This window comes from Pedobacter sp. 22226 (assembly GCF_052045455.1).
In the GTDB taxonomy this organism is placed as follows: domain Bacteria; phylum Bacteroidota; class Bacteroidia; order Sphingobacteriales; family Sphingobacteriaceae; genus Pedobacter; species Pedobacter jeongneungensis.
Genome location: NZ_JBQEPB010000011.1, coordinates 240,802 through 263,922, shown reverse-complemented (window position 1 = coordinate 263,922; position 23,121 = coordinate 240,802). Strand labels below are relative to the sequence as shown.

Sequence of the window (23,121 nt, the reverse complement as noted above, 5' to 3'; positions counted from 1 at the left end):
TTAAAACTAGAGATGACGAAAATTCACCCTGCCTTTTATTTAAACGCTTACTAAGCTTTCTTCTTGTAATAAGATTTGCAACAAAAAAATCAGTTTGATAAACCAAAGGAGATGACGAATCGACTATGCTTGCGCTCGTTTCCAAACGAGTGCAGAAATAGTTCTACGATTTTATCGTTGTAAACGATATGTTATTGAACGCTCGTTAGCAATAGCAAATTGAATAAATTTTGCCACGGGACACAGAAAAGCACGGAAATTAAGCGAAAAGCTAGGGTTTAAATGATTTTGATACGATTTTCATCCCCGCGATCCGTCATTTCGACTGAAGCTGCTGATTTTTCATCAGTAGCGGAATGGAGAAATCTATTATAAGATATTTGTTATTAGATCTCTCCATTCCGCTTTGCTTCAGTCGGGATGACGAATCGATTCATGCTTGCGCTCGTTTCTAAACGAGTGCAAAAATAGTTCTACGATTTTATCGTTTTAAACGATAAGCTATTGAACGCTCGTTTGAAACGAGTGTTAGCAATAGCAAATTGAATAAATTTTGCCACGAGGACACAGAAAAGCATGGAAATTAAGCGAAAAGTTAGTGTTTAAATGATTTTGATACGATTTTCATCCCCCGCGATTCGTCATTTCGACTGAAGCTGCTGATTTTTCATCAGTAGCGGAATGGAGAAATCTATTAGAAGATCTTTGTTCTTAGATCTCTCCATTCCGCTTTGCTTCAGTCGGGATGACGAATCGATTTTAAACTGCCAAAATCCTTGCTTCGTACCATAAAAAGGCGGCTGCAAGTAAAAATCCGGCAAAGAACCACCAGATCGAAATCTCTTCTTCTACAAATACATCTTTTAACGCTGTATTATTTTCAGCTGTACGCATATTCCTGACGAATTGATGCGTATCATTTAAAGTCTGTTGATTTTTTAGTGTTTGCCAATCGGTTTTTTCGTAAATATAAACAGATTCAATGCTTTGATTTACCTGTAAGTTTGTCCAGCCTGCTTGTTGCGGCCAGTAAAATGCATCCCACTGGAAAGGAAGTTCCATATTTTGCCGCGGACTTAACGCAACATCATCTATTTTTAATGCCGGCATCTTACCCGATGTTGCTAAATCAGTAATGATCCTGGTTTTTTGATTTACCGTTGGAAATTGTGGAAGGATGTTTACGCTTAAAATCTCGCTTCTCTTTTTTGCAGCGCTGCTTAAAAGTTTGGACCAATAGGTAGCGTAATCTGTTTTTTGTCCGGAAAGTAGCCAGTTATATGTTGAAGAAGGGGTAGAAACCATTATTTTGCCAGCACCACTGATGCTGCTGTTTACCAAAGTTTTTCCACCGGCATCGGTAATAATACTTTGATCATGTTCACCTGATTTCAAAAACAAAGCTTGCTCAATGGGCAATGGTTTAAATTTGAAATGATCTTCGGTCAGACTTAAATTTAAAGGTTTGTCCTTTAAAACAGGAGATTCGAAACGAGTGAACCTGCCGCTAAGCGGGGTTAAAGCTTTCGGACCTGAAACCCTGATGAGTAAACCCATCCCATTATTAACTGCAACATTTATCGAAATCCTTTCGTTTGGATTGATGGCTGCCAGTTCATCTTCATCAATAATCAGGATGTCGAATTTTTTTAAGGTTGAAGCATTGATCTGATTGAGGTTTACACTATCAATATTTAAAAAATCGGAAGCAAACTTATTTTTACTGATCTGACTCCTGAAAGCCAGTGGATAATGGTTTTCGTACAGCCAGTTTTTTAAAAACTTATACTCAAAGTCGGGGAAAGAAGCCAAAATCAGTACTTTCATTGCTGGCTGATCACCTACCTGTATTGGGATAGGCTCTTTGCTTAAAGTATCATTTTTTTGCAAAGCAATGAGTTGATAAATGGCTTTTCCACTTTGTTTTGGTGTGGTTTTAAAAGAAAATGCTTTATTCGATTTTCCTTCAATAATAGTTGAGTCGATGGTTTTTCCCAAACCTTTAAGCAAAAGTTTAATGGTTTGCTTGCTGGTATTTTGATAATTTCCCTGTACGGCAAGAACGTCGGTGGCTTTTAATTTTTCCTGCCAGTTGGCTGCAATAATCCCATTAGGATTGGCAGATGGATGGAATTTGACCTGATAGCCTTTAAGTTTTTCCAGCTTTACAGCATTTAAACCATAACCGTAAATATTCAGTTTCCGGATATTGAGATTGGTTTTTAAAAAATATGAAAGATCAGGAATGGAGGTTGCTTTTATATTTTTTAGATCTATCGACGAAAGCACATATTTTTTCCCCTTTAAGCTGGCAACAGAATCAGGATGGGTGCCTTGCGTAAGTAAAATGATTTCATCGGCACGTTGTTGCAGGTGTGTTTCGTATTTAATAGGAACGATTAATAACACAAAACAGCCAACAGCGATGATATTGGCTAAAATACGCCAGAATAACCTTGCTTTATTTGGTCTTTTTATTTCTTTGTACAACAAAAAAACAAGCAATAATAGCGCAACCAGAATAGCAATGTATTTAAATTCCATATCTATCTGCCCGCTTTGTTTAAATTGTTAAAATAATCCTGATACAAGGCCGAAGCCGGACCAGCATTTTGTGTTTGTGGCTTCGTTGGTTCGGTACTGATCATTTTTTGGATGGCCTGCTGAACCAGATCAATATCTTTAACTATCAATTTATCTGCTATGCTTAGTTTTCTTAAACTGGTTAATGCATTTAAATAAGTAGAAGGATGATCTGCTGCTGCACCAATCATATATTTTTCAGTTTCGCTGAGTAAAAAGTGATCGTTTTCGGTAAACTTTTTGCCCATTTTTCTGCTTTCCAAAAGGGCAAGTGCGGTTTTTAGCGAAGCTGTTCGTTTTTCTTTCTGCTCGAAGCTCATTTTTTGTACAGGTTGTGTAATCTTATCGAGTTCACCGCTTAACCGCTTTTCGGGTTTTAATGCTGCAACCTTAACCGTGGTTTTGGCTACGTAAGCACGAGATTTTTGTTGCAGGTCTTTAAGCAACCTCAAAGCTTTATATTCGTATGGCAAAGCTTCCTGCGGTTTGTAGGTTCTTAAACGCAGTTCAGCATTCCACATTTCGGTTAAAACAGCTTTTAACTGCGCTTTCATTTCCGGCTCGAAAAAAGTGGCATCTTCTGCAATATCGTGTTTGTGCGCATATTTGTCCATAATGGCACTTACATCACCAAATTTTTCACCTTCGGCTTTGTGTTCGGTATGTTCATCATGGTCGTCGTGATCGCCACCAATTTCGGTCTCGTTTTCTTCGCCCAAAAACTGACCGTAACGAAGCCTTAATAACTTCTGATCGATGCCGAGGTCGTTACTTCTGGTTTTAAAAGTTGTTATCGGTAGGCTAGCCTGCTCTTTCAATAATTTTTCGGTATCGATAATGATCTGCCTTTCGCTCCTGAAATATTCGGGTACAAGGTTTACGCCATTGGTCATGCCTGCCAGACTCATTAACTCTGTGGTATCCACAATTGAAACAAAATACACATCCGAGCGGCTCGATTGACCGTGATTATCCATTGCTTTGATGAAAAAATAAAGCTCATCACCGGGTTTCATGCCCAGGCTTTTTAGATCGATGTGTTTATTTAAGGAAACATGCTTCTTATTATCGAAACTCGTATTGAAAGGGAGTTTTTTTTCTGTAAAACTTACACCTTCACCTTTTCCACTGGCCATCGTAGCAGATATAAAAGCATCGTTTATACCATAATCATCAGTGAGCGATACACTCAGGTCGAACTTTTGTGGCTGACCGATATCAATTGTGGTGTGCTGCTTAGGTTGCGTAATTTTAATGGTAACTGGTAGATCGGGGATCACTTCGATCTGGTAAAGATCTGATTTTTTACCATCCAGATCCAACTGATAAAAACCTGATTTATTAATGGTTTTGCTAAAAATCCACTGCGTATGCGCTGCATTTAAAGCTTTTAATGATGAGATTTCATTGTCGTTAAAAATGAGTTTTAGCTTTTTGATCGCAATATTCGTTTCAATTTTCCAGTTCACTGTTGCCCCCGTTTCGGCGTTAATGGTAAACTGCTTTTGTTTCCGTTCTGCTTTTCTGGTATAAGCCGGAGGAATAATGGTTGCACTGAAATCTGAAATTTCTGCAGGGATATTTTCTTTAATCAGCGGGATTAAAGTTTTGACTTCTGGTGAACTTAAATCTGTTTTTTTGGTTTGAGCGATTTTGCTGAACCCGAAGCTGATGATCAAAGCCAAAAGTAGGATAGCCAGACCAAAATATAATTTCTTTGCTGGTTCTTTTGGCTGCTGCAGGTTTGGAATAACACGCTCAATTTTATTTCGTTGCAATTGTTGCAGCATAGATAATTCCGTTTCGTTTTGCAGCAGCAGATCGGCACTTTCTTCCAGTTCGGGGTAATGGTTGTTTGCAAATCTGGAAACATCAAGATCTGTGGTTTTCCAAACGGGTTTGCTGAACAATAAAATTGCAAGGGCAAGCGGAAAAATAATCGTAAAAATCCAGATAGGAGCATGCAATAGGTAAAAACCTGTAACTGATAAAAGCAAAGCGATGGCCAAAGCCGTGGCTATAGTACCAATCAGGTAAAAACTGATCCATCTGATTTTTAGCCTACGTATCCAGTTTTGTCCTTCAGTTTTTAACATATTGTGGTTTTTTTCTGAATGATAAAATACGTTCGGTAGCGAAAATCAAAAGTGCCGCGATCCAAAATATAGTGGAAAGGGGCTTATTTTTGGTGCTTTTTGTTGCTGAAACAGTTTTATTGGCCTCAATTACCGTTTTCTGTTTAAGCGATAGGGTTCTTTGATCGGCTGGGTTATTCTCGAAACCAAAATCTTCCGGATTTTTATCACGGATAACGATCGGCATCAGTGCTTTTACAAATAAAGGTTCCCAAACCAGTTCGTTCCATTGTGGATTAAAACGGCTGTAAAAATGGAAAGTACTTAAATCACCAGTCCCTTCTTTTGCCAAAATGGCATCCCCAAAACCATCTGTCCATACTTTTTCTGCCTGATTGCCTGATGCAATTCTTTTACTCAATTTGAGTTGTTTTCCATCAATTTTAATAAAAGACGGCGTAGTGAGTATTTTTCCTTTTTCGTATTGAAACAAGGCACCATCCGGAGCAATTGATGATTTAAAAGCTGCTGAAACTGTTTCATCTGATAACCAAAAACCGATGGTAGCCTTGCCTGCCGGAGGGTTAATGATTATCTTCCGTTGGGTAAAACTGCCGATAGCTTTCAAAGCCGCGATGATGTATTTGCTATCGGTAATTCCAGCTCCTTCATGTATCGCTATGTTTATCGGAGTGTTCTCTGATGTGTTTAAAACTTGATAAACAGTGCCTGATGGATTGGATTTCGCTTCGTACCTTTTTCCTGCATAAGTGGCAATCCAGCTGCTTAAGGTATCACTTTGCTTAAGCGGAATCCAGTTCAGTTTATAATTTACAAAGGGCAATTCATTCCCAAAACGATTTACACGCTGATCGGCAAAAAGATAAACCTGCGCCCCTGCAGGAACGGTTTGATCGGCTGCACTCAGTAAAGTGGTATAACTGAGGTTATTTTGCTGTTTAATTTGATTAACAACAGTATCTTTTAAGCTTAATAACGAAAAACCCGCATTAAAATCATGAATTTCGTAGCCTTTTTTTAACAATGAATCGATCGTTTTTCGATGCGATTTAAAAACCTGCGGGAAATTATTTTTATCGGTCAAAATCCAACCTGTTTTACTACTTTTTGATATTGTTTTTTTAAGATAGGGTTGTGCTAAAAGAAAGGCCAGCAACACCAGCAGTAAACAACGCAATACAAACAAAAGCCAGTCGTTAATTTTAAAACTTTTGGAGCTTGCACTCGAACTTTCGCCCAGTAAAGCGATGCTGCCAATTTTGATGGTTTTGCCCTGTTTTACATTCCACAGGTGTATCACAAGTGGCACAATGATGCCTGCAAGCGCAAATAAACCTATAGGATATAAAAAATGCACGGTTAAATTCTGAGTTTACTTCTTTGTTTTAAAAAATCCCTTAAAGCCTGATCCAATGCTTCGTCGGTAGTGATGGTACGGTAAAAAATTCTTCTGTCTAGCAGTTGTATCCTGGTATTTTCCAGATAAGCGTTAAGCTTGTGCTGGTAATCTTTTCTTGCTTTGCTTTGATCAATCTGGATGGTTTCTCCGGTTTCAAGGTCCTCAAAATTGGTGTAACCTTTAAAATCAAGATCGAGTTCGTTTCTTGATAATATATGGAAAACCACAATTTCGTGCCTTAAATTATTCAGTGTATCCAATAATTTGATGATTTCGTCATCTTTCTGGTAAAGATCGGTTACAAAAATCAGCAGTTCGCGTTTTTGGGCACCTGCAAACAACTCTTTATGATGAATGGGCTTGGTAAATGTTCCATCAGGGTGGATCTGCTCCAGCTGATAAAACAAACGGGCCAGATGCTGGTAATCCTGTTTTGGCGTCATGGAGAAAATGCCCGAATTCTTCAATACATATAATCCAATGGCATCGCCCTGTAAATTGGCGAGATAAGCTAAGGATGCACCCAGGTATTTTGCATAATCTATTTTGGTGAAATCGCCATCGTTGTGGTTCATCGAAGCACTGGCATCAATTAATATACGTACGGCAATATTGGTTTCCACCTCCGATTCGCGGATGTAATAACGGTCTGACCGGGCAAACATTTTCCAATCGAGCGAACGAAGATCGTCGCCAGGCTGGTAACTTCTGTATTGGCTAAACTCTAATCCAGGCCCTTTTACGGTACTTTTGTTAATACCGTTCATAAACCCATCAATCGTCATTTTAGCCGATAATGAAAGGTCTTTAATGGCCATCAATATTTTTGGATCGAGCAGTTTACTCATTAAATATTGGCTTTTGGTTTCGAAATGGCTTTGATCAATTCGTCGGTTACCTTGTCTGATGAAACATTTTCGGCCTCTGCCTTAAAGTTCATTAATACCCTGTGGCGCAATACCGGATAGGCCATGGCTTGTAAATCTTCCAGAATTACCGCGTACCTGCCTTTAAATAGGGCCCTTGCCTTTGCGGTTAAGATTAATGCCTGCCCTGCACGTGGTCCAGCGCCCCATCGTACCCATTCTTTTACAAAATTTACGGTAGTGGTATCTGGTCGGGTGGCGCGGATGATCTCACTTACATAGGTAATCAGGTCGTTGCTGATGCTTACCTCACGGGTAATGGCCTGAAGTTCTTTGATTTCCTCAGCACCGATAACCGGGTTAATTACGGCTTTTTTGCTGCCTGTTGTGCTGCTTAAAATCTGTGTTTCTTCCGCTGCGGTAGGATAACCAATTTTGATATATAACAGAAAACGGTCTAATTGCGCTTCGGGCAGGGGATAGGTTCCGGCCTGTTCAATAGGATTTTGTGTGGCAAGGATAAAAAACGGACGATCTAAAGGATAGGTTTGTCCGCCATAGGTTACCTCAAATTCCTGCATGGCTTCCAATAATGCCGATTGTGTTTTTGGCGGGGTCCGGTTTACTTCATCCGCAAGGATAATATTGGCAAACAACGGACCTTTGTTAAACTTAAAAAAACGTTTCCCGGTCACATGGTCTTCTTCCAATATTTCGGTGCCTACAATATCGGTTGGCATTAAATCGGGCGTGAACTGAATCCTGCGGAAAGAAAGGTCTAAGGCCTGCGACATGGTTCTTACCATTAACGTTTTTGCCAAACCGGGTACGCCTTCCAAAAGGCAGTGTCCGCCGGCCATTAAGGCAATCAGCATTTCTTCAATGATCACATCCTGACCCACAATTACTTTCTGTATTTCGGTTTTTAACAGGGAGATCTTATCGATCAATATTTTTAGGTTGCTTTCTGAACGCTCCAAAATGGTTGGTTTTTTTAGTTTGACGATATGGTGCTTCAATATAGCGCATATTGGCAGATAGTTTTTAGCCAAATAGAAAAAATATCAAAAAATTTACAAGATAATTGGCATAAAAAACGGTTTTAATAAAAAATGAAGCTAATTTTAGGGTGATGCATAGAGTAAAATTTACATTTGCGAGGTTAAAATATAATTCTGGTGATTGGGATACTGATCAGCGCATGCCGTCTAATCTGTTAAATTCTCTTTTAGAATATACAACCATTCCTCTGGATGAAGAAGAAAAAATTGTTGAACTGGGGAGCAAAGATTTGTTTAAATATCCTTTCTGTTATTTAAGCGGACATAAACTGGTGCAGTTCAGTGCGCAGGAAGCCGTAAATTTTAAAAACTATGTACATAATGGGGGCTTCGTTTTTGTTGACGACTGCAACCACGATATTGACGGTTTATTTGCCCGCTCTTTTGAAACACAGATGACTAACCTGTTCGGTGCACAGGCGCTGAAAAAAATTCCTAATAACCATGGTATTTACAGCTCTTTTTTCAAATTTGAAAAAGGACCACCAACCACATCATTTGAATTAAACGGCTGGGGAGACGACCTGGTGCACGATTATCTGAAAGCAATTACAGTTAACAACAGGATAGGAGTATTGTATAGCAATAAAGACTATGGCTGTGAGTGGGATTACGATTTCAGGAATAAACGCTTTCTGGCAGAAGATAATACCAAGTTCGGGGTAAATATTATCCTGTATGCCATGGGGGTTAACAGTTAGGTTTTTGCTTGTGCTGTCAGATGTTACCATTTGACAGATTGGATAGTTTGTTTATTATCTACCACCCCTGTTCTCTATATATTAACCATATAAGAAATATAAGAACATCTAAGCGCATTGAGCTTATATGAAACTTAAATGTCTTATATGGTTCAAAAAAGATATTGGTTCATTTATTTTACCACCTGAATCACCTGAGCGCATCTTAGTTACATTTGCATAGAGTCTTTTTAGGTGTACTAAGGTGACTTAGGTGGTTCAATATTTATAGTTAATTATTAGATATAAGAAGATGTAAGCATATTGAACTTATATGAAACTTCCATGTCTTATATGGTTCAAATTATTTTCGCTGTTACCATATTTCATAATCAAGTATATAAGGGCATGCAATCGCATTGAGCTTATATGAATCTTCCATGTCTTATATGGTTCAAATTATTTTTGCTGTAGTATATATAATCGCTGCGTTTGTACCTGAATTACCTGAGATCATCTTCGTTTTTCCTTGCGCTGTTCGGATGATAATATCTGTGGCCATGCTTTCAATCCCGATTAAAAATCTATCAATACTGTTTAAAATCTTTTGCTAGTGGATTGATTACCCTTTTAATTTATATTTTTGGTTTTCTAATCACATACCATTTTATGAAACTACTTTTTAGATTTTGTTTGCTTGGACTTTTAACAGGTTCAACACTTGTGGCCGATGCACAAACCGTTACGCTCGATTATTTCTTTAACCGCGAAACGCATAAAGATAAACAGGGTAAAGAAGTTCGTTTTCATTATCTGTGGGGTGAACAGGCCATGAGTGGTTTTTCTATTCTTGGCCATGTATTCAAGAAGCAAGGTTTTAAGTTAGATTCACTTGAAACAGCACCCACACAGGCCAATTTAAAAGGAAGTGATGTTTACTTAATTGTAGATCCCGACCGTCCGAAAGAAAATCCTAAACCAAATTACATCGGGGCTGAGCACATTGCTGCAATTTCTGCCTGGGTAAAGCAGGGCGGGGTATTGGTAATGTTTGCCAACGATAGTGCCAATGTAGAATTGCCGCATTTTAATAAACTAGCCAATTTATTTGGCATGCATTTTACAAACGAAATGCAAAACCACGTGATCGACGATGCTCATTTTGAAGATGGCGGCATTGTAATTAAAAATAATCCGGTATTTAAAACAGCCAAAAAAATATTTATGAAAGATGTCTGTTCTATCGATACCAAAAACGGTGCAAAACCTGTACTTAAAAATGCTGCGGGCGCAACGGTTATTGCCTCTGCCAAATTTGGTAAAGGAAATGTAATTGCCATTGCCGACCCGTGGTTGTATGATGAATATGTAAACGGCCGTTTGCCAAAAGAAATGGGCTTCGAAAATGATAAAGCCGCTTACGATCTGGTGCTTTGGTTAAAAAGCCTTGTTAAAAAATAATGATTTATAGTTTATCCAACTTAAAATAGCCTAAATGAATCTCATCTTCAGGTAATCCTGAAGATGGTTTTATTTCGATGTGGTATTTTTGTTTTGCCTCTTCGCTTAAAATATCTTCTATTTTATAAATATCATCTACATCGATGCCATATTTTTCGTCGATGTGCGAATTTGCGCCTTTTATAGAATTGGTTTTAAAAAAGATCGTTTTTTTGGCATCCTGAATGGCTTTGGCCCGCTCATCATGCACCGATAATACAATATGATGCTGCTCGTATAATTTGTTGGATATATAGCCCCCAAGATTGATAAAAAATAATTTATGTAGTGATGGCGGCGTATGTTCATCTCTTAATTTAATACTGATTTCGTAATCATCAACCGTGTTTACTTCCCGCCAGCCATCAATATGCAGGCTATTACCCGCTTCAGGCCAAAAAGCTTTAATCTCCGGAACAAGATCTTTTAGTGAGTCTGCAATGCCAAAAAAGTAATCGTGCTGCTCTACGTTCCGCTTCGGGGCTTTCGAGCCCAGTAAAATCATATATAGTTTCATTAATTGGTAATTGTTTACCCTTCGGCTACGCTTAGGGGGGTAACTGATACAATATTGCTTACCTCTTCTAACAGCAATTCTCACAGTTGGTTCTTATTTATTGCAAATTTTGTTTGCGATCGCCATCTCGAGCGGAGTATAACGTAGTTGAGAGATCTAGCAAACCAGAGCTTTCCTGCTTGGTAAGTTATCCTCTCATTTCAGACCGTTCCTCGACTTTTTAAACACAACCAAAACAATTTCTGTTTTTTTATGATTGTATGAACTATAAATGGACACGAAAACAGCAAAAAAGAAAATTGCCATCATCGGCGGCGGCCCAAGTGGTCTTTTCATGTATAAAAGATTAACAGAATCGGGGAATACTGACTTTGAAATCAGCATATTCGAGCGCAAGGATTATTTGGGGGCTGGTATGCCATACAGTGCCGAAGGGGCAAATGTAGAGCATATTACCAATGTATCAGACAATGAAATTCCCATTATTTTTAATTCTATAGAAGATTGGGTAAAGATTGCGCCAAAGGCCATTTTGAAAAAGTTTGATATTAACGAAGAGAAATTTAACGAATATAAAGTATTGCCCAGGTTATTTTTCGGCGAGTACCTGTCAGCCCAGTTTAATCTCCTTAAAGAAGCTGCGGCGAAAAAAGGCATCGAAACTCATGTTCATTTAAACTGTATTGTAGAAGATATTATTGATTTACCGGCAGAAAATCAGGTAGCCATATGTGTACAGAACGAGGATAAAGTTTATTTCGATCAGATCGTGATCTGTACCGGGCATAACTGGCCAAAAAAATATGAAGGTAGTACTCCCAGCTACTTCGATTCCCCTTATCCACCTAAAAAACTAGAGCAAAAGCTGAATCATGCGGTTGGCATTATGGGTTCGTCGCTAACGGCGATTGACGCCCTGAGAACACTGGCGAGGCAAAATGGAAAATTCGAAGACAATGAAGATGGAACCTATTCCTATCAATTAGAAAGTAAAGGTTTTAAAATCGTGATGCATTCTCGCAGTGGTTTGCTGCCTGCCATCAGGTTTCATTTAGAAGATTCGCACCTGGGTAAGGATGAAACATTGAGCAAGGCCGAAATTCATAAAAGCATAGCCGAAAACGGAGGTTTTTTACCTTTAGATTTTGTGTTTGAAAAGAATTTCAAAGAAATATTTATTAAAAAAGATCCTGATTTTTACAAACAGATCAAAGATATGAATCTTGAAGCTTTTGTAGAGGCCATGATGGGCTATCGGGAAAGGATGGAACCCTTCGATCTTTTCAGGAAAGAATATGATGAAGCTGAAAAATCCATTGAAAAGAGAAAATCCATTTATTGGAAAGAAGCCCTGGCTGTTTTAAGTTTCGCAATGAATTATCCTGCAAAATACTTGTCGGCAGAAGATATGGAAAGGTTGCAGAAAGTATTAATGCCATTAATTTCTATTGTAATTGCATTTGTACCCCAAAGCTCGTGCAGAGAGTTGCTGGCCTTGCACAACGCCGGTGTGCTGAGCATTGTTGCAGTTGGAGATGATGCCAAAGTAGAGCCTTTAAAAACCGGTGGTGCAGATTATCACTACGAAATAAACGGTGAAAAAACGGTTAAGCACTTCGATACTTTTGTCGATTGTATCGGTCAGCCGCACCTTTCTTTTAACGATTTTCCATTTAAAAGCCTGATCAATAACAAAACGCTGAGCCCCGCAAGGTTAAAGTTCAAATCGGCTGAAAGAGGAAAAGCAGAAATTAAGAATAACGATTTAGTAGCGCAGGAAGATGGAGATAATTACTTTTTAACGGTACCCGGAATTACCATAAATGATCATTTTCAGGTGGTGGATAAAAAGGGTATTCCGAACAAAAGAATTTACATCATGGCCGTTCCATACATTGGTGGTTACAACCCCGATTATTCAGGAATAGACTTTTGTGAGGCTGCATCAGAGGCCGTGATTAACAGCATTTTGCGCTAAATAAACAGCAACATTTTTGTATGATTTTAAAAGATCTCTTAAATTTATTTAAGAGATCTTTTTATTTTAAATAACTGATAATTAATCTTTTGTGTTTTTAGTTCTCTGTTGTATCTTAAAAAAAACAAACGTTTGCGCTTAGTTTTGTATCCCTTGCTCTTTTGGTTGTTATATGGAATGATTGATTGTATTTAAAAATCTATACTTTATCAAAATCCGATGACAAAGGTTTAATTTTTGTAACAACACTAATTGTCATTTTAATGTTTTTTTAAGCATGTTGTACAATAATTGTATGCCTCTTTCAGAAAAACTTATAATTGCTCGTCGCTGGTTATTTTTAAAATGGCTTAAGTGCTTATAGTTTAGTAATTAAGGCATTTTTTTAGGCAAACGTTTGCGTTGAAAAAAATAAAAATCCGGCTTTCTTAATCTATACCTTGCATTAACAAATCATAACGAGCCGATATTTTATTTTAGTGTACGAGCAAAAAAATCCTGCTAACCACAGGAATAATGGACTAATAAAATAACCTCTAACCAAGGTATAATAAACAAACAATAACTAAACCGTTCATGGCACAACCTATTTGTGTTATGGATAAAAATTAATCATCCAAATCCAACTGTATGTTCAAAAAAATCATTTTTTGTCAATAGGCATTTATGTGCCCAAAAACAAACAATAACTAATCCATTCATGGCACAGCCTATTTGGGCTATGAATCAATTTTAATCATCCAAACTCAAACCTTATGTTCAAAAATTTTACTTTTTGTCTACGGGCATTGCTATGCCAAAAAAAACCAAACAGGGGTAATTTTTCAATTATCTTTTAAGCAACCGAGTTTCTTCTTTAAACAAAAAATCAAACAAAAACTAATCAAATGGTTAAAATTTACACAAGCATTTGTTTTGCCTTGTTTTTATCTGTTTTTGGATTTCAATCTTCACATGCCAATGAGGCATTGATTAAGAGGATCAACAGCAACTATTTTGCCTTTCAGCAAGATACCTCTAAATCAAAAAAAGATTTATCCGCCAACGCTGTAAAAACAGATACGATCGGGCAAATGATCAGGGCGTTGCAAAAATTTAAAACAGTGCGCGATACGGTTAACATTCGTTCGGCAGCACCAGTTCCAAACCTGTCGCTACAGCAGATTATTAAAGGGAATTTAGCCGGCGTTTACGTACAGGAACCAAATGGAGAGCCCGGAACGGAGCAAAGTATTATTATACAGGGTGCATCGGGCCTGCTTTTTAATAAGAAAGACATCTACGCTTTACAGCCGGCTATCTATTTAAATGGAGTGCCCTTGGTGGCCGATAACCCTTTTGCATTTGATGTACAAAAGTACGATTACAACAGGATTGGCCCTGCAACCAATTTATTATCGCAGGTAGATATTAACAATATACAATCGATTACAGTAATTAAAGATCCTTTCGAGTTGGCCAAACTTGGTCCGAATGCAGCCAATGGAGCGATTTACATCACCACCAAAAATGCCAGGGCAGGTGTTAGAGACATAAGCCTCAACTCTTATTTTGGTTATGTTACTGCTCCAAAGGTTAATACCGTTAACGGAGTGTACGAAAATAATTTCAGAAGTCAGTTTTATCAAAAATATAATCCGGCGGGCAGCCCGGCTTCTTACCTACGCGATTCTACCAACGTGGCTTATTTCGGGCCATCAAACTGGACAGATTTGTACTACCAGAATGCACCAACTTTTTCTGCCGATTTGGGGATTACAGGTGGTACAGATCGCGCCAATTTCAGGTTTTTTGGTTCGGGAACTAAAAATGCGGGAAATGCTGATGATACCGGGATTGACCGTTACAATTTGTTTTTCGGAATAAATATGGCGCCTTTTAAATGGCTTACCGTATCAAGTACTGTTAATACGGCGCGCTTAGACCGTACCAGGAACAAAAGTTTACGCGACCGCTTTGCCGAAACACGTTACATTCCGGATTTAAGCAGTCCGCTGTCTCCGAATGCCGAATCGTACGCTTCATATTTAACGCAAAATGATAGAAACGTAGATAACAACCGCTCTACCGTATTAAACGGAAACCTGACTTTAAGTGCCAAGGTGAATAAATTTGTAATCTCTACTACTGGTTTGTTTAATTACAACGAGGGCGTGAGGGATTATTTTATACCATCTACTTTACTGGCGGGTATCAGTTATATTTCTAACTACTTCGGTTATAGCCAAAGAGTATCCATCAATAATAACATCAGTTACAAATATGATATTAATAAAAATCATGTTGTAGATTTTGAACTTGGCCAGAGCTTACAGGGAGATACCTACAAATATAATTATGCAAGGGCTTACAATGGTCCTAATGATTATGTAAAACTGACTTTTGTAGATGGAAACCCTACCAGAGACGGACTGGATAACCCCGATTACTTAAACGTACTGGCTAACGGTAATTTTTATGTTTTCAGGTATATTGATAAGGAACGTAATAATTTAATGTCGTTTTACGGCTCTGCAAAGTACGCTTATAAAAACCTGTTCACATTAAGTGCACTGGTAAGAAGAGATGGCGCTTCAAATGGTCAGCCAGATAGCCGTTGGGTAACCACACCCGCATTTAATGCCAACTGGAATTTAAAAGAACAGTTTTTAAAAGATAATAAAGCGATTGATGCATTGCATTTAAGTGCAGGCTGGGGCAGGACTTTGAGGATTTTCCAGGATGACCGTTTTGCTGCAGGGCCACAATATCGCTCAGAAAATGGATGGGAAGAAGAACCCACTATACCGGGCTACGGTGGTTTGCTGGGGATTAACCGTCCGTACAATAGTGGATTTATCGGCTATAACATTAGCCTTCCCTTTGCCGATCGAACCAGCATAACTTTAGATGCATCGTTTTTAAACAGTCGCGTTAATGCTGCGGTAACGGTATATAACCGCGAGGATAAGAACAGCGTAATCGGCTTACCTGTAGCGGTTGAAACAGGTTATTCTACCCAATATAAATCGGGTATGGATATCAATAATAAAGGGATCGAGTTTTTGGTTAACGGTGCTGTTTTACAACAACGCGATGGCTTAAACTGGAATACAGGTTTAAACCTGAGTTATAACAAGAATAAGCTGTCGGCATTGCCAGATGGTTTAAATGAATTAATTTATCAGAATGATAATAAACTACAAATTGGAAAATCAGCAGGCAGTTATTGGTTGTATAGCAATGACGGCATTTATAACAGTGATGCTGAAGTGCCTGCGGGCAGAACCTTTAACGGGATTCCTTTAAAAGCCGGCGATCCGAAATGGGTTGATTATAATAATGATAACCGGATTGATAGTAAAGATAAAGTATTAACCGGCGACAGGTTACCAAAATTTTTGGGTGGCTGGAACAATACCATAGCTTACAAAAACTTCGATTTAAACTTCAATTTCATTTTTGCTGCAGGACAAAAAGCCATTAACCAATACGAGGCAACCCGTTATGGCTTTGTAAACCGCGAAGCTGGAAACGACATTAATTCGGTTAAAGAAGTTTCTTCATGGCAATCATTCGATAATGAGAAAAACTATCCGGTTTACAATCCATGGAGCCCTGTAGATGCTTACCGTACCGATCAGGATTTGTTTTTAGAAAGTGCCTCTTATGTTAAATTAAGATCGGTTACCCTGGGTTACGATTTCAGTAAAACCGGTTTATTCAAAAAAGCCGGTGGAAAAATCAGGAGGGCATATTTATATGCTACAGCCTTAAACGTATTTACACTAACCAATTTTTCAGGCGTTGATCCGGAACTGATCAATTACAATGGGATATACGATGGTGCCAATATCACCATCCCGCGAACATTTGTTTTAGGCTTCAAACTCGATTTATAAAATATACCATTATTGATATGAAATATTCTAATTATAAAATTAGTATCTGCAGGTCGGTTACCCTGGCATTAATACTAACCCTGGTTGGTATGGGCAACTTTTCCTGTAAGAAAATTGATGATGTACAATCAACAAGATTAGCTACCGAAGAGAGCAACTGGAAAACGCTGGAAGATGCCCGCGCCAACTTACTTTCGGTATATGGTTTAATGCGTTCGGCTACCGTTTCTGATAACACACACTGGTTAATGGGCGATTTACGCCAGGGCGATTTTCAGATTACCAACCGTGCAGATCTAAAATCTATTGTTACGGGGCAACTAAATGCACAGTATCCGGTAATTAACAGGATTACCAACTGGCGCAGGTTTTATGCGGTAATTAATGCCGCAAGCTTATTTATCGAACGCTCTAAACAGATTATACCTTTAGATTCGCGTTATACCACGATCAACAATAATGTAGATGTTGCTCAGGCCAGAATATTAAGGGCATTTGCATATTTCTACATGGTTAGGATCTGGGGTGATGTGCCTTTGTTAACCTCATCTCACGATGGCGATTTTGTTCAGCTGCCCAGAACAGGTAAAGAAAAAGTTTTACAGTTTGCTACAGCCGAGCTATTAGCTGCAGCACAAGTGGTGCCTTTTAAATATGGTGGCGACGATCCGATTTTACCCGGGCTTTATTATGGCGCAGGCTGGGCAAGCTGGAACGGAAATATTTTTACCCGCTTATCGGCCTATATTATTTTAGCCCATATTGCAGCCTGGCAGGGCAATTACCTCGATGCAGCTACATACTCAAAATTTGTATTGGATAATTATACCAAATCTAACGGGAGCGGCTCTAACGGGATTGTTTATTTAGATATGGATGCCCTTACAGAGAATGTAAACTATTATAGTCCATTTGCTTTTAAACGCGCAACTGTACTGGTTGGTTTTCCATTTGAGGCAGGTAATGGTTTATCAACGGCTAACGGCCACATTGAGCAGTTAACGCTGGCATCGCCGTTTATTCCTAAAACTCAGCCTGAGATGTTTGTGCCAAAAGACAGCATCCTTAAAATATTTACCGATCCGGGAGATTTAAGGTTTGGCGTTAACCCTGCCACAGGCTTATACCGGACCAATTATTTTTACAATTTCCCTTCTGAGCAACCTATTTTTAACAAAATCAAGGTGATTTACACTGCTCAAACCTCTGGTAACTTAACCCTTTTCAGTTCAACCATGCTGTTTAGCCGTATTGAGGAAATTACCCTGCTCAGGGCAGAAGCCTGTGCGGTATTGGGTTTACGTGATGAAGCCATTTCGGCACTAAACAAAGCTGCTAACCTGAGGGGCACAGATACTTACGATTCTGCATCGGGCAAAGATTTAATAGATGCCATTTTTGAAGAACGCAGAAGAGAATTAATGGGTGAGGGGTGGAGATGGTACGATATTGTACGCTTCAACAGAATTAAAAATTCTATCGGCACCTTTATTAAGAAGAATGGCGTGCCACTTACCTTCACGCAGTTTGAGCGTGCCGGAGGAATTTATTGGCCGGTATCTCAGGATGTAATCAACGCCAACCCTTCGGTTACCCAAAATCCATATTGGCAATAATCAATCAGAAGATCATGAAAAAGAAATTATATAAGCATAGCCTATTGTTGCTGGTAGCTGTAACGGGCATTTATTTTAGTGCCTGTAAAAAAAGCGACTCGCCATATTACGATTATACCAATACAATACAAACTTTTAAAGGGTCGGCCATGGATTATTTAAAATCTAAGCCCAACACCTTCGATTCGCTGCTTTTGGTATTGGATCGTTTTCCTGCCCTTAAAGATTCACTAACGAATCAGAAAGTTACCCTGTTTGCACCTGTAAATGAAAATTTTGCAGCATCAGTTAAGTATTTAAACCAGGTTAGAAAGGCCGGTGGCAGGGCTCCGGTTTATTTAAAAACTGCTGATCCGGTAGAACTGGAATTTATGCTTTCGAAATATATTGTCAGGGGTAATTTAACCACTGGTACCTACGCCAGCACGGTTGATGGTATTTCGGTAACTGCAATAGATGGCGGCTATCCGATGCATGTTAAGGCCATACAGGCAGATGCATCTGGTTTTGTTGGGGGAGGGGCAACCACACTCGAGTATAGCGATATGTTTGGCTCAACCATTAAACTTAACTGGATTACCACCACTACCAATGCAGTTAATATTAAAACCAACAATGCAATCATAAACATTTTAACCCCACTGCACAATTTCGGGTTTGATGAATTTACATACAGATTAGACCAATAGCCTTATGAAGATGAAAACTAAAAAATACTTTCTTAGTATAGCAATAATGCTATCAGGTATGATGATCGCATTGGTGTCGTGTAAGAAAAATTTACCGGATAACAGGTTGTCTATCGCCAATGACAGCCAGTACACACAGTTTCTATATCAGCCTACTTTAGGCAGAAATACCTTATTTACCAACAATTTTACCTATGGAAACTCCAGCAGGCCGCTGGATTTTAAAATTGTAAACATGCGCACCTTTGGTGGCGAGCCTGCTCCCGAATTAACCAAACTTTATCCCGTTAAGGTATGGAAAACGGCTTATGATGGTACCGAGAAATCGCTGGCAGAAATTGAGGCAAAACGCGTAATCGAAAACCATCCTTTGTTTGAAGTACGTCCGCATTCTGGCGAGTTTTTAATGTGGGCGGAAGCTAATTCCAACATGATTAAAGCCCAGCCGGATTCGGGTTATGTTTTTGATGTGGAAATGTCGAATACCGGCGGAAGGAAATATTTTCAGAACATGCGCCTTGCACCGCTGCGCGAACGTCCGTATGAACCATCACCGCTTGATCCGGTAACAGGGCAGGGAACATCCACCTCTGTTAATCCGGCCGGATTATTCATTACCGGTGTTAGAACCAACCAGTTTTTATCGTCCAACGATGTAGCCGTAGTATTTAATAAACTGCCAAAAGGGTTGCCAGGCTATTCAGGCCATAGCATCAGTTTCAAATTTATAGATACGCTGGCGCAGGTAATCGATCCGAATAAATTCGCTTTAACCGACTGGGGCAATCTGGTGCACGGTTTCAACATGGTAAAAGATGCTACTAAAGTAAAATTTGATGTGGCTTACCCTATTCCTTTAACCGCATATCCTACCCGGTACACCACAACAGATGGTGCCGCTGCAAGGGTTGTATTCAGGTTCGACAGGCAGGCATTTGGTGCGGCTTTACTTCACTGTTATCTCGCCTTAAATTTCAAGATCTACGAGGAGGGGGATTGGGAAATTATCTTTCAGTTCAAGAACGACAGACCAAAATTTGATAACGACTGATGAAACAAACTAAATCCAAACAAAACATATTTCCAATGAAGTATTTTTACAGCATAGTAATTTTATTGATTTTTGGTTTGCACAATCTCGCCCTGGCACAACAGCAAATTGCGGTTACCGGTACGGTTTATGACGGCGAATCGAAAAAGAAAGAAACCATGCCCGGCGTAAGTATTTTAAGCGCTGGCAGGGTTTTGGGCCAAACTGATGGCGATGGCCGTTACAGGGTAACTGTAGCATCGAATGCAGAAATTACCTTTAAATATTTAAGTTATGTAACGCAAACCGTAAAAGTAAATGGAAGAACCACCATTAACCTTACTTTACAGGGCGATAATGCTACTTTGAAAGAAGTAACCGTTACGGCGGGTTATCAAACCAAAACCAGAACTTTAACTACGGGCTCTACCGTAACCATTTCAGGTAAAGATATCCAGGGACAGCCTGCAAGTGATATCATGTCTCTTCTACAGGGTAAAGTTGCCGGTCTTAATATTCAGAACAATACAGGTGCACCGGGTTTCAGGGGGTCAATTACCTTACGTGGTATTTCAAACATCAACGTATCAGGTTCAGGAAGCTCAAGTTTCTTAACGCCAACCTCGCCACTGTTTGTAATTGATGGGGTACCCGTTGATGATAATACCAATTATTCCTATGGTTTTCAACAGGCCGGGCCGGGTGTATCGCCTATCTCACAAATACCGCCAGAAGATATTGAAGACATTACCACTCTAAAAGATGCGGCTGCTACCTCCTTGTACGGATCGAGAGGCGCTTATGGAGTAATTTTAGTAACCACCAAACGTGGTAATTCTAAAATACCGGTAGTCCGTTATACAGGTGCATCTTTCTTTTCAATGGTGCCTCAGTTACGCAGTGTTATTGGAGGTAAAGGCGAACGGCTGTTGCGGATCAATCAGATTCTGCAAAATGATACCAGTTATAACCATGCGATAGACATGATCAATTATAATCCCATTTTAGCAGATAGTTTAAACGCCTATTTTAATAACTCTACCGATTGGCAATCCTATTTTTACAGAAATACTTTCAATCAAACCCATAATGTAAGCATTTCGGGTGGCGATGTAGCATTTAACTATAAGGTAGGTTTAGGTGCTTATGATGAAACGGGCATACAGGAAAATACAGGCTATTCGAGGTATAACCTCAACATGAATATGCAATACAATCCAACGCCTAAATTTAAGTTGTTTGGTCAGTTGCAAAATTCAATTCAAAAGCAACAGGTCGGCAGTGGCAATGGGTTCTTAAATAGTGGTTTAGCTACTACGGGCCAGGCCTCAAGCTTACTGCCGTCACCATCGCTATTTTCCTCTCAAAGCGGGGTGTTGGCACAATTGCAAACTGATAATGATAATAAATCATTACAAACTTTTGCCACCATTAATGCAGAATATGAGGTTTTTAAAAATTTCAGGATCGCTACTTTCTTAAACTATACCAATAATACCAGTACAAAAGATAATTTTTCGCCTGCCGCATTAAACGGCAACCAATCGAAATACTATACCTATAACGATCGTGCCACTAAATTATATAACCGTAACCAGTTTTCTTATGTATATGGCTTAAAAGATGCTGCCGGAGAAGATACACACACATTTAACCTTTTTGCCTTTACAGAGATTAACTCGAGCTTTTTTAAAGCCGATGCCATGCTAAACGAAAGGGGGGTGAACGATCAGTTAAGAGGGCCTTTAACCAATATGACAGATTACCTGACCTCTTTGGGCGGAACCATCGATTATAACGATGCCAGAAGCGTGGCCTTTGCAGGTGCATTTTCTTATAACTATAAACAAAAATATGTATTGGATTTTAACTATCGTTTAGATGCCAACTCGGCCAATGGCGAAAATGCCCGTTACATTGCCAATCCATCCATCGCTTTAAAATGGAACTTTAACAAGGAAAAGTTTATGCAGAACATTAAATGGGTTGATTATGCCGATATCCGTTTAAGTTATGGTTCTAATATACAGCCGGTAGGAGGTGTTTTTGATGCTTATGGTAAATATGTGGGAGGAAACCGTTATAATAATGCCAATTCGATCATATTGGACTTAAAAAGGCTGCCAAATTTAGATTTACAACCTACTAAAGCAACCACTTATAATGCTGGTGTTGATTTTAGTTTATTCCAGAATCGTTTGTCGTTCGTTTTTGATACCTATTATAAACAAAACGACAATATTTTCAGGTACAAGGATATTTCGAGTGCCAATTCATTCGAAACAGTGGCCTCTAACGAAATCAGTAACGTAAACTACGGATGGGAGTTTCAGGCAACTGCCCGTCCGTTAAGTCCTTCCAGCCCGTTTAAGTGGACAATATCCGGAAACTTAGCCATCAACAGGGAAATCCTTGCCCAATTGCCAGATAATCTGAGGGATTTTATTTACTACGATAAAGCTTTACAACAAGATACCTATTATCGCCTGGGTACAAACTCATTATCTAATTACCTGTACAACACAAAAGGAGTGTACTCTACCAATGCCCAGGTACCTGTTGATCCCAATACCGGTTTACCTTATCGCGTAGGGGGTACCGGCCGCTTAAATTATTTTAGGGCAGGTGATCCTATTTTTACCGATCTGGATGGAAATTACGTACTGGATGGTAACGATAGGGTTATTGCGGGTAATTCGCAGCCACAGATAACCGGAGGATTTTATTCCTACCTGCAATGGAAAAACTGGAGTATTGAGGTAAATACTTCTTTTACACTGGTTCGTGATATTATCAATAACCCATTAGGTAAACAATTACAGAACTATACTGATTTTAAACATTTCGGCAGTTTGGTTCCGCTGGATCAGCTGAACTACTGGAGTGCACCTGGTCAGAATGCCACTTATGCCAACCCTTTAGATTTTGTGCGTGCAGGCATCATCGATCCTTTCAGGTTAAACCAAACGGCTTTTCAGGAAGATGGCTCTTACTTTAAATTAAACTCGGTTAAAGTGTATTACATCTTTGATAAAAAATTTACCAGCAGGTTCGGCATGAACAGGGTAAGCATCAATGCCACTGCGGCAAACCTTGGTTTTATTACACGTTACTCTGGTCCAAACCCCGAGAATGTGACCAGTTTAGGTAGAGATGATTCAGGCGGTTATCCTTCTCCAAAGCAGTTTACACTAGGCTTAAACATTGAGTTTTAAAAAATTAGAC

14 protein-coding genes are annotated in these 23,121 nt (G+C 39.1%); 8 read left to right on the top strand and 6 right to left on the bottom strand.

Translation table 11 applies throughout. The annotated features are described in order from the left end of the window. Positions 1-759: 759 nt before the first annotated feature. Genes ACTJKC_RS23085 through ACTJKC_RS23065 form a run of 5 tightly spaced genes read right to left on the bottom strand, consistent with a single transcriptional unit; the run spans position 760 to position 7,924 of the window. On the bottom strand, positions 760-2,544 hold the full coding sequence (locus ACTJKC_RS23085; RefSeq protein WP_440795711.1) for a hypothetical protein: 1,785 nt from the start codon (positions 2,542-2,544) through the stop codon (positions 760-762). Positions 2,545-2,546: 2 nt separating this feature from the next. Next, positions 2,547-4,679 carry a DUF4175 family protein gene (locus tag ACTJKC_RS23080; RefSeq protein ID WP_440795709.1) on the bottom strand — a complete coding sequence of 711 codons (2,133 nt, stop codon included), beginning with the start codon at positions 4,677-4,679 and terminating at the stop codon, positions 2,547-2,549. After that, on the bottom strand, positions 4,666-6,036 hold the full coding sequence (locus ACTJKC_RS23075; protein ID WP_440795707.1) for a BatA domain-containing protein: 1,371 nt from the start codon (positions 6,034-6,036) through the stop codon (positions 4,666-4,668). The genes ACTJKC_RS23080 and ACTJKC_RS23075 overlap by 14 nt, the downstream gene beginning before the upstream one ends. Positions 6,037-6,038: 2 nt before the next feature. Continuing rightward, entirely contained in the window at positions 6,039-6,926 is an 888-nt protein-coding gene (locus ACTJKC_RS23070; RefSeq protein WP_440795705.1) for a DUF58 domain-containing protein, read from the bottom strand. Then, entirely contained in the window at positions 6,926-7,924 is a 999-nt protein-coding gene (locus ACTJKC_RS23065; protein WP_440795703.1) for an AAA family ATPase, read from the bottom strand. The genes ACTJKC_RS23070 and ACTJKC_RS23065 overlap by 1 nt, the downstream gene beginning before the upstream one ends. A gap of 152 nt (positions 7,925-8,076) precedes the next feature. Between ACTJKC_RS23065 and ACTJKC_RS23060 the strand changes: the two genes are divergently transcribed. Together ACTJKC_RS23060 and ACTJKC_RS23055 are read left to right on the top strand one after the other, a co-directional pair. Then, positions 8,077-8,706 carry a DUF4159 domain-containing protein gene (locus ACTJKC_RS23060; protein ID WP_440795701.1) on the top strand — a complete coding sequence of 210 codons (630 nt, stop codon included), beginning with the start codon at positions 8,077-8,079 and terminating at the stop codon, positions 8,704-8,706. A gap of 648 nt (positions 8,707-9,354) precedes the next feature. Continuing rightward, positions 9,355-10,146, top strand: a complete 792-nt coding sequence (locus ACTJKC_RS23055) for a DUF4350 domain-containing protein (protein ID WP_440795699.1) — start codon at positions 9,355-9,357, stop codon at positions 10,144-10,146. A gap of 4 nt (positions 10,147-10,150) precedes the next feature. On the opposite strand, the gene ACTJKC_RS23050 is transcribed toward ACTJKC_RS23055, so the two are convergent. Then, positions 10,151-10,702 (bottom strand): DUF1543 domain-containing protein, encoded by a 552-nt coding sequence (locus tag ACTJKC_RS23050; protein ID WP_344849715.1) that lies wholly within the window; start codon positions 10,700-10,702, stop codon positions 10,151-10,153. A gap of 271 nt (positions 10,703-10,973) precedes the next feature. On the opposite strand from ACTJKC_RS23050, the gene ACTJKC_RS23045 reads away from it, so the two are divergent. From ACTJKC_RS23045 to ACTJKC_RS23020, 6 genes are all read left to right on the top strand, one after another. After that, on the top strand, positions 10,974-12,680 hold the full coding sequence (locus tag ACTJKC_RS23045) for an FAD/NAD(P)-binding protein (protein ID WP_440795697.1): 1,707 nt from the start codon (positions 10,974-10,976) through the stop codon (positions 12,678-12,680). 887 nt (positions 12,681-13,567) lie between these two features. Next, on the top strand, positions 13,568-16,561 hold the full coding sequence (locus tag ACTJKC_RS23040; RefSeq protein WP_440795695.1) for a SusC/RagA family TonB-linked outer membrane protein: 2,994 nt from the start codon (positions 13,568-13,570) through the stop codon (positions 16,559-16,561). A gap of 17 nt (positions 16,562-16,578) precedes the next feature. Then, the gene (locus tag ACTJKC_RS23035) at positions 16,579-18,177 is read left to right on the top strand and encodes a RagB/SusD family nutrient uptake outer membrane protein (RefSeq protein WP_440795693.1); all 1,599 of its coding nucleotides are present in this window, start codon (positions 16,579-16,581) and stop codon (positions 18,175-18,177) included. 14 nt (positions 18,178-18,191) lie between these two features. Then, positions 18,192-18,866: a hypothetical protein gene (locus ACTJKC_RS23030; protein WP_440795691.1), complete on the top strand. Its 675-nt coding sequence runs from the start codon at positions 18,192-18,194 to the stop codon at positions 18,864-18,866. A 10-nt stretch (positions 18,867-18,876) separates the two neighbouring features. Continuing rightward, complete coding sequence (locus ACTJKC_RS23025) at positions 18,877-19,917, top strand: DUF5007 domain-containing protein (protein ID WP_440795689.1); 1,041 nt, start codon at positions 18,877-18,879, stop codon at positions 19,915-19,917. Positions 19,918-19,952: 35 nt separating this feature from the next. Continuing rightward, entirely contained in the window at positions 19,953-23,111 is a 3,159-nt protein-coding gene (locus ACTJKC_RS23020; RefSeq protein ID WP_440795687.1) for a SusC/RagA family TonB-linked outer membrane protein, read from the top strand. Positions 23,112-23,121 lie beyond the last annotated feature (10 nt).

What these genes read in the sequence shown, in the direction of transcription:
- ACTJKC_RS23070 (WP_440795705.1), bottom strand. Translation starts at nt 6,926, where the DNA reads ATGAGTAAACTGCTCGATCCAAAAATATTGATGGCCATTAAAGACCTT.
- ACTJKC_RS23040 (WP_440795695.1), top strand. Translation starts at nt 13,568, where the DNA reads ATGGTTAAAATTTACACAAGCATTTGTTTTGCCTTGTTTTTATCTGTT.
- ACTJKC_RS23050 (WP_344849715.1), bottom strand. Translation starts at nt 10,702, where the DNA reads ATGAAACTATATATGATTTTACTGGGCTCGAAAGCCCCGAAGCGGAAC.
- ACTJKC_RS23085 (WP_440795711.1), bottom strand. Translation starts at nt 2,544, where the DNA reads ATGGAATTTAAATACATTGCTATTCTGGTTGCGCTATTATTGCTTGTT.
- ACTJKC_RS23045 (WP_440795697.1), top strand. Translation starts at nt 10,974, where the DNA reads ATGGACACGAAAACAGCAAAAAAGAAAATTGCCATCATCGGCGGCGGC.
- ACTJKC_RS23060 (WP_440795701.1), top strand. Translation starts at nt 8,077, where the DNA reads ATGCATAGAGTAAAATTTACATTTGCGAGGTTAAAATATAATTCTGGT.
- ACTJKC_RS23080 (WP_440795709.1), bottom strand. Translation starts at nt 4,679, where the DNA reads ATGTTAAAAACTGAAGGACAAAACTGGATACGTAGGCTAAAAATCAGA.
- ACTJKC_RS23025 (WP_440795689.1), top strand. Translation starts at nt 18,877, where the DNA reads ATGAAAACTAAAAAATACTTTCTTAGTATAGCAATAATGCTATCAGGT.
- ACTJKC_RS23030 (WP_440795691.1), top strand. Translation starts at nt 18,192, where the DNA reads ATGAAAAAGAAATTATATAAGCATAGCCTATTGTTGCTGGTAGCTGTA.
- ACTJKC_RS23055 (WP_440795699.1), top strand. Translation starts at nt 9,355, where the DNA reads ATGAAACTACTTTTTAGATTTTGTTTGCTTGGACTTTTAACAGGTTCA.
- ACTJKC_RS23035 (WP_440795693.1), top strand. Translation starts at nt 16,579, where the DNA reads ATGAAATATTCTAATTATAAAATTAGTATCTGCAGGTCGGTTACCCTG.
- ACTJKC_RS23020 (WP_440795687.1), top strand. Translation starts at nt 19,953, where the DNA reads ATGAAGTATTTTTACAGCATAGTAATTTTATTGATTTTTGGTTTGCAC.